Raw genomic sequence first — 15,305 nt, forward strand, 5'->3', positions numbered from 1 at the left:
TCCGGACCTCCGTCATTAGACCGAAGGCGCGTTGACGAAGCGCCCGAAATAGTTGCAAAAGAAACCAATATGACCGGGTCGCGGAGATCCGGCACAACCAATAATGGCCAATGCGCCAATTCAGGAGGGAGACAGAATGATCGCCACCAGACTAGCCATGTTCGGGACGCTCGCAGCCGCGCTGCTGGCCTCCTCGACCGTATCGGCGCAGGTGTCCGACGACGTCGTCAAGATCGGCGTGCTGACCGACATGAATGGTCCGGCCTCGACGCCGACCGGACAGGGCTCGGTCACCGCCGCGCAGATGGCGGTCGACGATTTCGGCGGCAAGGTGCTCGGCAAACCCATCACGGTGATCGTCGGCGATCACCAGCTCAAGCCCGACATCGGCGCGACCATCGCGCGGCGCTGGTATGACGTCGATCAGGTCGATCTCATCGTCGACGTGCCGGTTTCGGCGGTCGGGCTCGCGGTGCAGAACATCGCCAACGAGAAGAAGAAGCTGTTCATCACGCACTCGACCGGCGCGACCGATTTCCATGGCAAATTCTGCTCGCCCTATACGATGCAGTGGGTGTTCGACACCAGAGCACTCGCGGTCGGCACCGCGCAGGAGGTGGTGAAGCGCGGCGGCGACAGCTGGTTCTTCATCACCGACGACTACGCGTTCGGCCACTCGCTGGAGAAGGACGCCTCCGCCATCGTGACCAAGAACGGCGGCAAGGTACTCGGCGCGGTGCGGCCGCCGTTTGCCACGCCCGATCTGTCGTCCTTCATCCTGCAGGCGCAGGCCTCGAAGGCCAAGATCATCGGCATTGCCGGCGGTCCGCCGAACAACACCAACGAGATCAAGACCGCCGCCGAGTTCGGCGTCTTCGCCGGCGGACAGCAGATGGCTGCGCTGCTGGCTTTGATCACCGACATCCACTCGATCGGCCTGAACGCCGCGCAGGGCCTGCTGCTGACCACCTCGTTCTACTGGGACATGGACGACAAGACCCGCGAGTGGTCGAAGCGCTATTTCACCAAGATGAACCGGATGCCGACGATGTGGCAGGCCGGCGTCTATTCCTCGGTGACCGCCTATCTGAATGCGATCAAGGATGCCGGCACCGACGATCCGCTCAAGGTCGCGGCCAAGATGCGCGAGAAGCCGGTCGAGGATTTCTTCGCCCGCAACGGCAAGCTCCGCGAGGACAATCTGATGGTGCACGACCTCTGGCTGGTCCAGGTCAAGACCCCGGCCGAATCGAAATATCCGTGGGACTATTACAAGATCCTGGCGAAGATCTCGGGCGACGACGCGTTCGGCCCGCCGGACCCGGCGTGCTCGCTGGTGAAGAAGTGAGATAGCGAATGGCGAATAGGGAGCGGCGAATTGCGGGTGGTGCGTGACGAACGGGAACAACTATTCGCTATTCGCTACTCCCTACTCGCCCTCATCATTTCGCCACCCCGATCTCACGGAAATATCTGAGCACGCCGGGGTGGATCAAATTGATGTCGGGCGCTGCGGCGACGGTGTTCGCCGCCGTGGTCTCGCAGGCCTGGGCGAGCTTCTTGCAGAAGGTTGCCTCCGCGCCGTGCAGCGTCTTCGCCAGCCGATAGGCGACATCGTCGGGCAGGCTCTCGCGCACCAGGATGTAGCTCCAGGAGCCGACCGAGGAGATTGCCTCGGTCTGCTTCGGATAGCTGCCGGCGGGGATCGTCAGCGGCTTGAGAAAGGTGTGCTTGGCGCGGATGCGGGCAATTTCGTCCGCGGTCGGCGCAATGAAGCGCGCACCGCTCGCGCTCTCGGCCATCTTGCTGAAGCCGGGCCAGCCGATGCCGGCGCCCCACAGCGCCGCGGTGCGGCCGTCTTCAACCATCGCCGGTCCATCGCCGGCGCGATCGAGATAGATCGACTTGAAGTCCTCGTCCTGCTTCAGCCCGATGCCGTCGAGGATATAGCGCGACAGGATCGGCAGGCCCGAGCCCTTGGCGCCGAACGCGACGGGCTGGCCGACCAAATCCTGGATCGACTTGTAGGGGCTGTCGGCGCGGACCACGAACATGCCCGGGCTCGAATACATCGCGGTGAGGATCTTCAATTTGGTGGCCTTCGGCCGGCCGATGCCCATCAAGGCCTCATAGGACGGTTCGCCGGCGACGGTTGCGATATCGACGCTATCCGCCTCGAGCAGCGGGATGTTCTCGTTGGAGCCCTTGGTGTTGCGCGGCTCGATCGACAATGTCGGATCGGCCGCATTCATCACCTCGGCAAAGGCGTTGCCATAGAGCGGAAAACCGCCGCCCGGCGTCGCCGTGGCGAAACTGATCGTGGTTTTGGAAATGGTCTTGCCCCCCTCTTGCGCCGCCGCGCCGCCCGCGAGCAGCAGCGCGCCGGCACAAATCATAACAGCGAATTTCATCTCGAACCTCAAGCATTGCACGTGAGCAAGACTATCGTCGCACGGGCGGGGTCGTAGGCAAAGGCAGCGTTTTGTGAAACCATGCCGGCAACAGTCACAAGAAAATGACGGGAAGAAATGATGATCCGATTTGCGCGTGCCGCGTTGCTTGGTTTGATGTGTTGCATTGCCTCCGTTGCCCCCTCCTCCGCATCCGACTATCCGAACCGTCCGGTACGCTGGCTGATCGGCTTTGCCGCCGGCGGCCCGGTCGACATCGTCGCCCGCATCATGAGCCAGTGGCTGTCGGATCGTCTCGGCCAGCAATTCGTGGTCGAGAATCGCGCCGGCTCCGGCGGCAACATCGCAGCCGCCGCCGCGATCAACTCGCCGGCGGACGGCTATACGCTGCTGTTCGTGGCGCCGAACAACGCGATCTCGACCTCGCTCTACAAGAAGTTGCCCTACGACTTCCTGCGTGACACCACCCCGGTCGCCAGCATCATGCAGCTCACCAACATGCTGGTGGTCTCGAACGCGATGCCGGTGAAGACCGTTCAGGAGTTCATCGACTACTGCAAGGCCAATCCTGGCAAGATCGCCTACGCCTCGTCCGGCAACGGCACCTCGGTGCACATGTCGGCCGAATTGTTCAAGGCGATGACCAAATGCGACATGCAGCACGTGCCGTATCGGGGATCAGCGATCGCCTTCCCCGACATCATCTCCGACAAGGTGCAGCTGATCTTCGACAATCTGCCGTCGGCGCTGGAGCAGTCGCGCGGCGGCAGCGTCCGCGCGCTCGGCGTGACCTCGCCGCAGCGCTGGCCAAGCGTGCCCGACGTGCCGGCGATCGCCGAGACCGTGCCGGGCTTCGAGTCGGTCGGCTTCTACGGCATCTCCGCGCCGAAGGGCACGCCGCCGGAAATCGTCAACATCCTCAACAAGGCGGTCGGCGAAGCCTTGAAGGACCCCAAGCTGGTGGCGCGCCTCGCCGAGGTCGGCGGCATCCCGAAGCCGATGACCCCGGCCGAATTCGGCAAACTGGTGGCCGACGAGACCGAGAAATGGCGCAAGGTCGTGGAGTTCGCCGGCGTCTCGGTCGACTGACGCGGACGGTCAGGGAGCGCGAGGTGCGGCATTGCCGAAACCCCGCGCACCCTGTAAACGGAGCCCGCACCGTTGCCGGCCGCGCCTTGCGGCCCGCAAGGCGGCGGGGCCTGTAGCTCAATGGTTAGAGCCGGCCGCTCATAACGGTCTGGTTGCAGGTTCGAGTCCTGCCGGGCCCACCAATGAGATCAAGTACTTGGCGAAAGTGTTGTTTTTGCTGCGGACTGTTTCGCGGACCGGTTGCTCTATTTCGCTTGTCACTGGAGGCAGCATGCACCGATCACCGCTCTCGCCTTTGGACGGCGGCGCTTGCAGAGCGATGGAGGGTCTCAAAAATGCGAAGCCTGACACCACTGCCCACCACAGATTGCACCTGATTCAGCCCGACAATCTATTGCCCGGCGACGTGTTGCTACACAGGCCGCGCAATCCTGATTCCGTTCAGAAAGAATTTCCTTAGAATCACCTAAAGCAGCCAACCCCGTTCGCCGAATGCAGAAAGATCAACTCCAGGCGGAGCGTACCATCCCTCCGATCCATAACGGGCACCGAGCTTCACAGCGACTTCCTTGTTGCCATAAGGAATCCGCAGCGGCGTCCTGATTGAGTTTGCTGGCGCGGAAGCCACCGAAGCGGCGTCGGTCTCAATTTTTTGTTTTCGAGACGCCTTGCGCCGCGCAGCCTGAGGTGCAACCGATCCTACCGGCCTGTTGGAGGTTTTGCATTTCAGCTTTCGGCGTTTTTTGTCTCGATTCGCATCAATCCACGCGGACATCGCGGCCGAGTTGGTCCGGGCATCATCGGGGATGATGAGACCTTTCCCCTGCGCCAGCTTCTTGGCGTACAACAATTGTGCAGGACTTACCGGTTTGGAGTCGAGCTTACGGCCGTTTCGCCGTCGGACTTTTTAGGCGCGTGTTCGCTAAGGAATTTGCGGCAGATCGATATCGACGCCTTGTAGCCGGGTGGTGGCTTGATGCCTTTTTGCCGGACGAGGCTGTCAGCAAAGCGTTTCATCGCAGGCGTCGGTGGATACGTTGCTGTGCCATTGTCCCCTGCACTGCCAAGCAAGGAAGGTCCCACCGCGGTAGCCCCCTCCTTCAGCTTGCTGATAATGCGCTCGGCGACATCGCATACGGCGTCAATCGCGCCGACCATCTCCTGTTTGCCTACAACGACGTCGTCGAGCAGGCATTCAAGTTGCGCCGTCACACCAGGATCGACTAGCGCCGGTTCGGCTTGTTTGAGAACGCCGAACAACGACAAGCCGGTCTCGGTCGGCACAATGTTCTTTCCCTGGGCAATCAGGAAACCTTGCTTCTTAAGCCCGCCGATGATCTCGGCTCGGGTCGCAGGCGTGCCAATACCCTTGGCTTCCTTCAAGCGATCCCGCAGAACCTCGTCATCGACAAAACGCCAGGCATTCTGCATCGCCTCGATCAGAGTGCCTTCGTTGTAACGTGGCGGCGGCCGGGTCTCCTTGTTCTCAATTTTTGGATCTTGCAGTTGCGCGGTCTCGCCGTTGCACAGCGGCGGCAGCAATTGGGCCTCATCGCCCTTTTCGTCGGCGGGTTGCCACTCCGGGAATGCGGCACGCCAACCGAGATCAATGGGCTGGCGACCGGCTGCGCGGAATTCAAAGCCGTGCACATCGAGCGTTGCGGTTGTCTGCCGGTAACGGAAGTCGGGCATCAGGGCGGCCAGGTATGCCCTTGCGATAACGTCAAAGAGTTTCTTTTCGTCAGACGACAGACGGGGCCAGACCTCCGGCAGCTTGTCGATGGCGTTGACATTGGGAATGACGGCATGATGGCTCGCACCCTCCAGCCCCTTGTCATAGAACGTGCCGCTCGCGCCTCTACGAATCACCGGCGGCTCGGGTACAGGGATCGCGCTGAACGATTGGCCCGCCCGTAGTCCGGCTACGATTCGCGGCACGTCCGACATCAAGTTTTGCGGCAGATAGCGAACCTCTGCACGAGGATAGGTGATGATCTTCTTGCCTTGGCCGTCATACAGCTCCTGCGCCACTTCGAGCGTTTTGCTGGCTGACCAGCCGAAGCGCGAGCCGCAGAGTTTCTGCAACGACGGCAAATCATGCAGCTTGGGTGGCACTTGCCGCTTATCCTCGACGCGCACGGTAAGCGCGCCCTCGAAGCCTTCAGCCGCTTTGACTACGTCCTGGGCTATCTTGCGCTTAACAATTCGGTCCTGCGGCGCGTGCCGCATCTGGAATTGCCCACCCGCCACTTTCGCGGTGGCGACAATCTCAAAATAGGCCAGCGGCACGAAGTTTCGGATTTCCAATTCACGCTTGCATACAATGGCTAATGTCGGCGTCTTTACACGACCAACTCCAATCACTCTTCGCGCGCCTTGTCCAAGGATGACGGTTGCGGTGCGAGTGAGCGACAGGTTGTAAATCTGATCGGCCTGTCGGCGCGCAACCGCGGCGGCGTATAGGCGAGAGTATTCGGTATTGGGTTTTGCGCGACCGAATGCGTCGCGGATGGTCTGCGAATCCTGCGCGGTGAACAGCACTCGCATCACCTGGCCGCGATAATCGTAATGCTCAAGAATTTCCTGACCGATCAGCTGACCCTCGCGGTCGCAATCGGTTGCAAGCCAAACGCGCTTGGCAGTGCGCAACGCCTCGCGAATGGCCTTGAGCTTGGCCGCTTTGTTACCGCCCTCTGCCGGGCAGGTACCGTAAAGACCTTCAGGCCGTAAAAGTATCGGCGACCATCGCTTCCAGGCCGGAACAACATCCTCCGGTTCGAGGAGATCGAACAAATGGCCCTCAGCTGGAAGAACATCACCGTAGCGAGAACCAATTGCGGCGCGGACGTCTTTGGCCTGGCTGGTTTTCTCCGTGATGACGATCTGATCTGCCATGACGGCCTAATTGGGAGGGTGCATTTAACGCCTGGAACATACCATGAACACACAGAAGCGCAAGCTACAATTAATCCAACTCCTGATAGTGCCCTGCTTGGAGGTTATTTACGGCGCGTGTCGGCGGACGGCATCCAGGGGGACTGCTTGCGCTCGTTCTTCACAACCGAACGCGAAGACAACGGCGATGAAGCGGTCCAGCATCGCCGTCCGTATAACGCCCTTAACCGCAGGTCATACACAACGGAGGATGACGCATCAAAAAAGCGTTCGCGGATGGGCGCGGCTGTAGTACGATTCGTGTAGAGAGGATCTATCGTGTCGAGCGCCAAGCAGATTCTAGCTATGTTGAGAAGCCGAGCTGAGGGTGATGAAGATGGGTTCTTTTCCATCGCGCTTCAGATCGCAGCTTCAGAAGCTCGGCAAGGCCGGCGCGACACCGCACAAGAGATGCGAACTGAAATCGACAAAGCGCGCTCGCGCAATTCGCGGGGGGCGTCGGTCGCGATTCCGTTTGCAAGTCCGCGTGGCAGTCTAGAGGGGCTGCTTGAAATGCGCGACCCACGTTACAAGCTGAAGGATGTTGTTTTAGGCGACCGCCTGCTGGGCCGCTTTAGCGATGTTTTACGTCAGCAGCGCAAACGTGACTGGTTGCGCGAACATGGCAAAACTCCTAATCGGCGCGTCCTGTTTGTGGGGCCACCCGGCTCAGGGAAGACGATGTCTGCCGAGGCTTTGGCGGGTGAGCTTCACCTTCCGCTGTTCATTATCCGCCTTGAAGGGATGATAACGCGTTATATGGGTGAGACGGCCGCGAAGCTGCGCTTTATTTTTGATGAGACTGCCAAGCGCCGCGGTGTTTACCTGTTCGACGAGTTTGATGCGGTCGGCGGTCAACGAACGGCCACGAATGACGTAGCCGAAATGCGACGCGTTCTGAATTCTTTCCTTCAGTTTATGGAGGAAGGTAACTCGACCGATAGCGTTATCATTTGCTCGACCAATCATCCGTCACTCCTCGACCGGGCCTTGTTGCGCCGTTACGACCAAGTTCTGGAGTTTGACGCGCCGACCTCAGCACAGATCAAAACGCTCATCACGGCCAACGTCATTCCGATGAAAGTGGTCCGTCCGGCGTGGAAACACATCATTCATGCGGCTGAGGGCTTAAGCCAATCAGAAATTGTCAGAGCGGCAGACGATGCTGTGAAGACGGCGATATTGGATGAGCGAAAGCAGCTCACCACGGAAGACCTTGTTGACCGTCTCCAAGAGCGTCACGCCATGCGAACGGCCTTTATGGACACAGAAGGTTCGTAATGTATGCCGTCGCGTTTCAACCTACCCCACATTGACATAATCGCATTTGCGACTTCGCAAGGCTATGTCGGCGAGCAAGGAGGCGGTTCAGGTGCTGTTCGTGAACGTGCCGCGCATGGTCAACGTGTTCAAAATGAACTGCGTGTTGCACTCGCGGCAGCTGACGCCGTCAAACCGACGGATACGCGCCTAGAGCCGCCCACCGGCACATTCGTCGAAGTTGAATCGAAGCGCGGCACGCCGCCTGACGTGCTCGACATGAAAACGCAAGATATACGCACCGGCGCGGTCAAAACGACCGAAGCAAATGACCGCGTGATCGCGCTGTATATTCCTGATCATGCACGTCCGGTTCTTGAAGAAATTCTCAACGACTATCTAAGCGGGCCGCTGAGCAAAGTAGGAAACAATCCTCCGAACAAAAAGAAGGTGGAGTCTATCGAGGCTATTCGCACAGCGCAATTCCGGAGGAAGGGCGTCGATTCGGGCCGGGCTCCATACCTCGCGATCGGCGGACATCGAAGCGAGTGCTACCGCCTGCGTTGAGCCGATGGCGAGCGCAGCGAACAGCAAGGCTGCCACGCAGAAAAGAACGAAGCGTGTCATCACAAGCTTTCCTTGCTCGCCGCTTCTCTCCGGAAGAGAGCGTACAGCGCTGGTAGAACCAGAAGGGTGAGTATCGTCGACGAAATGATGCCGCCAATCACTACGGTTGCCAGCGGCCGCTGAACTTCTGCGCCGGCGCCCGTCGCAATAGCCATCGGCACGAAGCCGAGCGACGCGACGAGCGCGGTCATGAGGACGGGTCTCAACCGCGCGGCGGCGCCATGCTCTACCGCCTCGAGCAGCGATCTGCCTTCGGAGCGGAGACGATCAATGAACGCGATGATCACAAGGCCGTTGAGTACAGCCACCCCTGACAAGGCGATGAATCCGACGCCGGCGCTAATCGACAGTGGGATTCCACGCAGCAACAGCGCGGCGATACCGCCGGTCAAGGCGAGCGGTACGCCGCTGAACACGAGCAGCGCATCTGCCACCGATCCCATGCTCATGAACAGCAGCAGGAAAACAAGCAGAAGCGCAATGGGTACGACGATCGTCAGCCGCTTGGTCGCGGAGACGAGCTGTTCGAACTGTCCTCCCCATACGATCCAGTAGCCGGACGGCAGCTTGACCTTCTCGGTAACCGCCTGCTGCGACTCCGAAACGAACGCCCCCAGATCGCGGTCGCGAACGTTCGCCGTCACGACAATCCTTCGCTTTCCGTTTTCCCGGCTGATCTGGTTCGGCCCCGGAGCTGCATCGATTGTGGCCACCGATGAAAGCGGCACGTACCGCATTTGACCGGCGGCAGGACTCATCAAGGACGTTCGAATTGCGCCTTGGAGTGCGTCTTCCACGGGAGGGAGTGGAATCGGTATCGCCCGGATGGCCTCGAGATTGCCACGCAGGTGTTCGGGCAGACGCACCATGATGTTGAAGCGGCGGTCTCCCTCGAACAGCTTCCCGACGCTTTTTCCTCCGATGGCGATCTCCACGAGGTTTTGGACGTCGCCGACGCTGAGCCCGTAGCGCGACAGCGCCTGCCGGTCGAGCTTGACGGTCAGCACCGGCAGTCCGCCGCTCTGCTCGGTCTTCACGTCGGTGGCGCCGGGAATGTTCTGGACCGCGGCCTGCACCTGGCGGGCCGACTGCAGCAGGGTCTCCAGATCGTCTCCAAAGATCTTGATGCCGACGTCGCTTCTCACGCCCGAGATCAGCTCGTTGAACCGCATCTGGATCGGCTGCGAAAACTCGTAGTTGCTGCCGGGTATCTCCTGTGCGGCGCGCTCGATCTCGTCGACCAATTTGGACTTCGGCTTGGACGGATCAGGCCACTCCGCGCGCGGCTTCAGCATCACAAAACCATCCGATGTCGAAGGGGGCATCGGGTCGGTCGCGACCTCGGCGGTGCCGGTGCGCGTGAAGAAGGTTTCCACTTCCGGTATCTGCTTCACGCGGCGCTCGAGCGCTGCCTGCATGTCCAGCGACTGCGTCAGGCTCGTTCCGGGAATCCGGGTAGCGGTGATGGCGAGGTCGCCCTCGTCGAGGCTTGGAATGAATTCGAATCCCATCCGCGTCGCCGCAGCCCCGCTCGCGATAACGATGACAACGGCAACGAGCGCAACCGTCCGGCGGAACCGGATTGCCCCGGCCAGCAGCGGCAGGTAGATCCGCTTTGCTATGCGCATGAAGGCGTTTTCATGCTCAGAGACCTTTCCGGTCACCACCAGGGCGACTGCTGCCGGGACAAACGTGACCGAAAGCAACGCCGCTCCCGCAAGCGCCATCAACACGGTCAGCGCCATGGGCGTGAACATCTTGCCCTCCACGCCGGTCAGCGTCAGGACCGGCAGGTAGACGACCGCGATGATCATGGTGCCGAACAGACTGGGTTTGATGACTTCGTGCGAGCCTTCCCTGATCGCCGTCAACCTCTCCGGGAGGGACAGCAGTCGTCCGCGCCTGTGCTGTTCCTCGGCGAGAAGCCGCAGGCAGTTCTCCACGATGATGACCGCTCCATCAATGATGATGCCGAAGTCAATGGCGCCGAGACTCATCAGATTCGCGCTGATTTTCGCCTCGACCATGCCGGTGATCGTCATCAGCATCGCGAGCGGGATGACACACGCGGTGACGATCGCAGCGCGGAGATTGCCCAGGATCAGGAAGAGTACGACGACGACCAGAGTCGCCCCTTCGATGAGATTTTTCTCGACGGTTGCGACCGTCGCCTCGACGAGCTTGGTCCGGTCGTAGACTGTCCGCGCAATGATCCCCTCGGGAAGCAGTTTCGACACTTCGGCCAGTTTCGCCGCGACGCGCTGCGCGACGGTCTGGCTGTTTTCCCCGGCCAGAAGCAGCGTCGTGCCGAGCACCGTTTCCTCGCCGTCGACCGTAGCCGCACCCGTGCGGAGGTTGGGGCCTTCCTTCACTTCCGCGACGTCTCGGATGCGGACGGGAATGCCTCCGCGGGAGCCGATCACGATGTCGCGGATCTCCTCCTTGTTGGCGACCTGACCCGGCGTGCGGACGAGATACTGCTCGCCGTTCCGCTCGATGTAACCGGCACCGACGTTGGCGTTGTTTTCCGCCAGCGCTCTCATCACATCCCTGAAGCCGAGCTTATAGGCGATCAGCCGCCCCGGATCCGGAAGCACGTGAAACTGACGGTCGAAACCGCCGACCGAGTTGACCTCGATGACGCCCGGCACCGTCCGCATCTGCGGTTTGATGACCCAGTCCTGAACCGTCCGCAATTCGGTCGCGGTGTATTCTCGCCCATCCGGCGCGCGGGCGCCCGGTTTCGCCTCCACGGTGTAGCTGTAGATCTCGCCTAAGCCGGTGGAAATCGGCCCCATCGTCGTATCGACGCCCGCCGGAAGCTGGTCCTTCACCTGCTGTATGCGTTCATTGACAAGCTGTCGCGCGAAGTAGATGTCGGTGCCCTCGTTGAAGACCACGATCACCTGACTGAGCCCATAGCGCGACGTTGAGCGCGTATACTCGAGCTTGGGCAGGCCGCCCATCGCCGTCTCCACTGGAAACGTGATGCGTTGCTCGGTCTCCAGCGGCGAATACCCGGGAGCACTCGTGTTGATCTGGACCTGGACGTTGGTGATGTCCGGGACCGCATCGATCGGGAGGTTCGTGAACTTCCAGACTCCGAGCGCGACCAGCCCGAAGACAAAGAGCATCACGAGCCAACGATGTCTGAGGGAGAACGATAGAACCAAGTTCATCTCAGGTCACCTCGTTGCATGACGATACACTTACTCACCGGCAGCTCCACCCTTGTACATTTCGGCCTTCGCGACGAAGCTGTTCTCGGCCACGTATCGTTCGCCCTCGGAAAGTCCTGATTTCACCTCGGCATGTTGAGCATCGGACTCGCCGATCAGCACCGGCCGGGCTTCGATCTTGTCACCTTCGCGCACGAACACGATTGTCTTGCTCTCGAGCGTTTGGATCGCGCCGACGCGGACGGCTACCGGTGCATTGCGTTTCGCCAAGACGAGTCGCGCCGTCACGAACAGCCCCGGCCGGAGCCGGCCGTCCGGATTGGTGAGGACGGCGCGCGCGAGGGCGGTCTGTGTGTCACTCGCGCCGACCGGTGAGACGTAAGAGATCGTCGCCTTTATATTCTCCCCACCATCATCCGGATCAATCAGGACTTCATCGCCGATACGGACGCGTTTGAAATCGTGACGGTACACCGAAAGATCCACCCAGATCGTCGACAGGTCCGCGACCACGAAAGCCGGCTTCTGCTCGGATGCGTACTCGCCGAGCGATATTTGCCTCTCAATGATCGTGCCGCTGATGGGCGCCTTGAGATCATATGCGGTAAGACTCTGGTTGCTCTCGATCGAGGCGAGTTGGTCGCCCTTGACCACGGCGTCGCCGATTCGCTTGCGGATGTCGCGCACGACGCCAGGAAACCGAGGTGTGACCTGCACGACGGATTCCTGGTTCGCCCGCAGCATGCCGTTGAGGTGCAGCGTCTCGCTGAGCACGGCACTTCCCGCGGCGCCCAAGGCTACGCCGCCCGCGGCCAATTTGGCGTCACTGATGAAGACGCGGTCCGCGCCGTGCTCATCCGGCTCCGCACGACCCTCTGCCATCCTCGTCCTTTGGTCCGGCGTCTTCGCCAAGCCAGTCTTGGCGGCTGGCGAAAGCACCTTGAATCCGACAAAACCGAAGACGGCGACCGACAGGCCGACGGTCAAAATTCTAAAAGTCTTTTTCATCGTGCGCTCTCCCGCGCGAGTGCGAATGGATTGCCGACAAGCCCCTCAATAGTGGCGACGGCGATGTGGAAGTTTTGCTGCGCTTCCTGCTCTCGCAGTCGCGCCTGCGCTACGCTGGCCTGCGCGTCGAGGACCTCCAGCAGGCTGAAGCGTCCTTGCGCATATCCTTCGAAGATTGCATCCGCCGCCTGGCGCGATTTCGGGATCGTGGAATCGCGCAGGATCGCAAGTTCGCGCTGCGCACCCTGCAGCGAATCGTAGGCGCGGCCGGCAAGAACGATCAATGCGGCGCGGTTTGCTTCTCGTTCTGCACGGGTCTTCTCCAGGCTCTGTTCGGCGGAGATGACGTAGCCCTGGTTTTGGTCGAACACCGGGATGGGGATCGAAACGCCCAAGCGCACGGCGTCGTCGCCGGCGTCGTTGAAATGCCGCCAGCCGGCGCTCAGCCGCACGTCCGGATAGGGCCTGAGGCGCGCCATCAGAAGTTCAGCGTTGCGTTGCGCGTACACCGCGGTCCATCGCACCAATTGAGGGTTGGCGTCGATCGCGGCGACGACAGACTGGAACGACGACGGCCGTCCCACTGCCTCAAGCCTTCCGGATACGGCGGAGTATTTGGGCGATGTGTCGCCCATGATCGCCGCGAGTTCGCGGCGCGCACTCGCGAGCACTGCGCGGACCCGCTCCCGGTCGGCTTTCACCAAATCGGAAGCGACCTGAGCCCGGCCGGTCTCGGCCGGCGAGGATGCGCCGGCGTCGACCCGTCGCTGCAGCAACGGCGTCAGCCGGTCGATAGCGGTGACGTGCTCGTCGAGGATTTGGATGCGACGTTGAATACCGAGCACGCCCAGGAATGCGATGGCCGTTTCGGAGAGAACTTCCAGCCGCACCGCCTTGCGCTGGATGGTGGCCGTGTCAAGCGCCGCTCTGCCAGCGGCGATGCGCGCATCACGCTTGCCGAACAGTTCGAAGAGCTGACTGATCTGCAGTGTCGTCTCCGCCGATCGCGTACCGCGGTAACGACCTGAACCAAAGGAATTGTCCTGTTCGTACGACAGTTCCGGATTGATGAGCGCGCCGGCCTGGATACTCTGGCCGGATGCGATGCCGACGTCGCGCTCCGCCGCGGTCAGCCGAGGGTTCGCGGCCAACGCGCGCTGCAGCGCCGTCTGAAGGGATAACGACTGGGAATGGGACATGCCCGTCAGCCAGGGGCCAACAAGCAATACCGACGCGCACGCGAACCGCGTGGCGGCACGAATCAACAACATGGAGACAACCTGATGAACGACAACATACGGGCCCGAAAGCCCGGCGAAGTGTGGTCAGGTCAGGTATCTTGGCGGAGGGGTTTCGATCGCAGCCAGCGAGTCCGGGTGAGAAGTCCGCGGCTCCCTAAGCAAAATCGATGGAGGCTTGACGAGAGCCAACACAAACATCTGCTCAAGCGTTTTCACGGAGAAACTATCGTCTTTGTCATGCTCCGCGACGACGTTTGCTCGGGATATCTCGATCTTTCCCGAGGAGCCGATGTTTGTGATCAACGATTCCACAGCGGTCGGCCGAACCATTGCCTCATTCACTTGGAGATCGCGCAACTGATGCAACGCCCCCGCCAGAAGACAGACGAGCGCAATAAGAAATGCCACGACAGCGCCAGAGCTGCGCGGATGCAGATTTCTGAACTGGCTCGATCTGGATTTCACTTTGCGGGGGACTCACGAAGTCGGTGTCTAAGAGTAACATGCGCAATCGATGGCGTCGACCGCGCTGCAGCATAACGAGGACGCCGACGATTAGCAGCGATCCCACACCAACGCCATCCCTTTCGAAGCGAGACCACACTCCAATATGAATTATTTCACTCGAACGTGCGAACGATTTTCATTTGCGAGGACCTTCAAAAGGTCATGACGCCAGAATGCTCAGCCTTGTTGCCGGGTTCAACGTGAATGGTTATCAGCGATTCGCCAATTTCCTCCTTAATCGCCTTTTCAAGCCGATCGCAAATGTCATGCGCGGTTGAAACAGTGGTGCTGCCGTCGACGACAAGATGGAAGTCAACAAACGTCATGCGGCCGGCATGTCGGGTCCGTAGATCATGTGCTTCAATCGCGCCCTTCGCCTCGGCCAAAATGATCTCTCTAATTCGTACCAATGTCTCGGGTGCGACTGCTTCATCCATTAACCCGCTGACCGACTCCCACATGAGACCCCAGCCGGACCACAAAATATTCAAGGCAACCGCCGCTGCCAGCGCAGGATCAAGAACGGCCCAACCGGAAATCGCCGCAATCCCTACTCCACCCAGCACCCCAACCGAAGAAAGCACGTCCGTGAAAAGATGGCGCCCATCGGCGACGAGAGCCGGTGATCTAAGCTGCCGCCCTCGACGGATCAAAAGCCATGACCATCCAGCGTTGATGAAACCCGCCACGCCGTTCACCGCAAGGCCCACCCAAGGCGCCTCTAGGAGCTTGTTTGGATAGTCGCTGTTCAAATCTGGTCGGGTCTGATTCAACATTGGGCGATGAGCAAGTATTTTCGGCCTTGGAACATCGATCAGACGCTGCTTCTGCCGCCGAATGTGCAGGACTTCGTGCCGAAAGGCCATGTCTCGCGGTTTATGGTTGATCTGGTGCGGGAGAGCCTCGATCTCAGGGAGATCATGGGCAGCTATGTGAGCGGGCTTGGGCAGCCGCCGTTTGATCCGCGGATGATGGTGGCGCTGCTGCTGCATAGCTATGCGAGTGGGCTGTATTCGTCGCGTCGGATTGCCAAGGCCTGCCGGGAGCGG

The 15,305-nt window shown here is 60.6% G+C and carries 12 protein-coding genes, 1 tRNA gene and 1 pseudogene; 6 read left to right on the top strand and 8 right to left on the bottom strand.

The window, feature by feature from the left end:
* Window positions 1-136: 136 nt before the first annotated feature.
* Window positions 137-1,348 (top strand): ABC transporter substrate-binding protein, encoded by a 1,212-nt coding sequence (locus K359_RS0109355; RefSeq protein WP_029079111.1) that lies wholly within the window; start codon window positions 137-139, stop codon window positions 1,346-1,348.
* Window positions 1,349-1,442: 94 nt separating this feature from the next.
* On the opposite strand, the gene K359_RS0109360 is transcribed toward K359_RS0109355, so the two are convergent.
* Window positions 1,443-2,411: a TAXI family TRAP transporter solute-binding subunit gene (locus K359_RS0109360; RefSeq protein WP_029079112.1), complete on the bottom strand. Its 969-nt coding sequence runs from the start codon at window positions 2,409-2,411 to the stop codon at window positions 1,443-1,445.
* A 120-nt stretch (window positions 2,412-2,531) separates the two neighbouring features.
* Here K359_RS0109360 and K359_RS0109365 point away from each other — a divergent pair, with 120 nt between their 5' ends.
* Both K359_RS0109365 and K359_RS0109370 read left to right on the top strand, forming a co-directional pair.
* Window positions 2,532-3,500 carry a tripartite tricarboxylate transporter substrate binding protein gene (locus K359_RS0109365; RefSeq protein ID WP_035976376.1) on the top strand — a complete coding sequence of 323 codons (969 nt, stop codon included), beginning with the start codon at window positions 2,532-2,534 and terminating at the stop codon, window positions 3,498-3,500.
* 106 nt (window positions 3,501-3,606) lie between these two features.
* Window positions 3,607-3,682, top strand: a tRNA-Ile gene (locus K359_RS0109370).
* 284 nt (window positions 3,683-3,966) lie between these two features.
* Here the strand turns inward: K359_RS0109370 and K359_RS61145 are convergent.
* On the bottom strand, window positions 3,967-4,347 hold the full coding sequence (locus K359_RS61145) for a DUF5710 domain-containing protein (protein ID WP_156928419.1): 381 nt from the start codon (window positions 4,345-4,347) through the stop codon (window positions 3,967-3,969).
* Between the two features lie 14 nt (window positions 4,348-4,361).
* A complete protein-coding gene (locus K359_RS51520) occupies window positions 4,362-6,395 on the bottom strand; it encodes a type IA DNA topoisomerase (protein WP_084518329.1) in 2,034 nt (677 codons plus the stop codon).
* 318 nt (window positions 6,396-6,713) lie between these two features.
* On the opposite strand from K359_RS51520, the gene K359_RS0109380 reads away from it, so the two are divergent.
* The gene (locus K359_RS0109380; RefSeq protein ID WP_029079114.1) at window positions 6,714-7,715 is read left to right on the top strand and encodes an AAA family ATPase; all 1,002 of its coding nucleotides are present in this window, start codon (window positions 6,714-6,716) and stop codon (window positions 7,713-7,715) included.
* Window positions 7,716-7,718: 3 nt separating this feature from the next.
* Window positions 7,719-8,261 (top strand): hypothetical protein, encoded by a 543-nt coding sequence (locus tag K359_RS61150; protein ID WP_156928420.1) that lies wholly within the window; start codon window positions 7,719-7,721, stop codon window positions 8,259-8,261.
* Window positions 8,262-8,320: 59 nt separating this feature from the next.
* Here K359_RS61150 and K359_RS0109395 read toward each other — a convergent pair whose 3' ends face one another.
* The 5 genes and pseudogenes from K359_RS0109395 to K359_RS51525 form a co-directional block, all read right to left on the bottom strand.
* Window positions 8,321-11,500: an efflux RND transporter permease subunit gene (locus K359_RS0109395; protein ID WP_029079115.1), complete on the bottom strand. Its 3,180-nt coding sequence runs from the start codon at window positions 11,498-11,500 to the stop codon at window positions 8,321-8,323.
* 30 nt (window positions 11,501-11,530) lie between these two features.
* Window positions 11,531-12,508: a divalent metal ion exporter adaptor subunit IhpB gene (gene ihpB / locus K359_RS0109400; RefSeq protein ID WP_029079116.1), complete on the bottom strand. Its 978-nt coding sequence runs from the start codon at window positions 12,506-12,508 to the stop codon at window positions 11,531-11,533.
* Window positions 12,505-13,779, bottom strand: coding sequence for a divalent metal ion exporter subunit IhpA (ihpA, locus tag K359_RS0109405; protein ID WP_029079117.1), 1,275 nt, complete (start codon window positions 13,777-13,779; stop codon window positions 12,505-12,507). Before ihpA ends, ihpB begins: the two co-directional genes overlap by 4 nt.
* Before the next feature lie 54 nt (window positions 13,780-13,833).
* Entirely contained in the window at window positions 13,834-14,157 is a 324-nt protein-coding gene (locus K359_RS0109410) for a hypothetical protein (RefSeq protein ID WP_029079118.1), read from the bottom strand.
* A 251-nt stretch (window positions 14,158-14,408) separates the two neighbouring features.
* Window positions 14,409-14,975 (bottom strand): annotated as a pseudogene (locus K359_RS51525) (cation diffusion facilitator family transporter); the annotation flags it as partial.
* Between the two features lie 63 nt (window positions 14,976-15,038).
* On the opposite strand from K359_RS51525, the gene K359_RS0109420 reads away from it, so the two are divergent.
* A partial coding sequence (locus K359_RS0109420) for a transposase (protein WP_029079119.1) occupies window positions 15,039-15,305 on the top strand: 267 nt, incomplete at its 3' end.

It is taken from the genome of Bradyrhizobium sp. th-b2, from assembly GCF_000426785.1.
GTDB classification, from domain to species: Bacteria; Pseudomonadota; Alphaproteobacteria; order Rhizobiales; family Xanthobacteraceae; genus Bradyrhizobium; species Bradyrhizobium septentrionale.

Coding starts and splice junctions, on each gene's coding strand:
- ihpA (WP_029079117.1), bottom strand. CDS start 13,779: ATGTTGTTGATTCGTGCCGCCACGCGGTTCGCGTGCGCGTCGGTATTG.
- K359_RS0109355 (WP_029079111.1), top strand. CDS start 137: ATGATCGCCACCAGACTAGCCATGTTCGGGACGCTCGCAGCCGCGCTG.
- ihpB (WP_029079116.1), bottom strand. CDS start 12,508: ATGAAAAAGACTTTTAGAATTTTGACCGTCGGCCTGTCGGTCGCCGTC.
- K359_RS0109360 (WP_029079112.1), bottom strand. CDS start 2,411: ATGAAATTCGCTGTTATGATTTGTGCCGGCGCGCTGCTGCTCGCGGGC.
- K359_RS51520 (WP_084518329.1), bottom strand. CDS start 6,395: ATGGCAGATCAGATCGTCATCACGGAGAAAACCAGCCAGGCCAAAGAC.
- K359_RS0109395 (WP_029079115.1), bottom strand. CDS start 11,500: ATGAACTTGGTTCTATCGTTCTCCCTCAGACATCGTTGGCTCGTGATG.
- K359_RS0109365 (WP_035976376.1), top strand. CDS start 2,532: ATGATCCGATTTGCGCGTGCCGCGTTGCTTGGTTTGATGTGTTGCATT.
- K359_RS61150 (WP_156928420.1), top strand. CDS start 7,719: ATGCCGTCGCGTTTCAACCTACCCCACATTGACATAATCGCATTTGCG.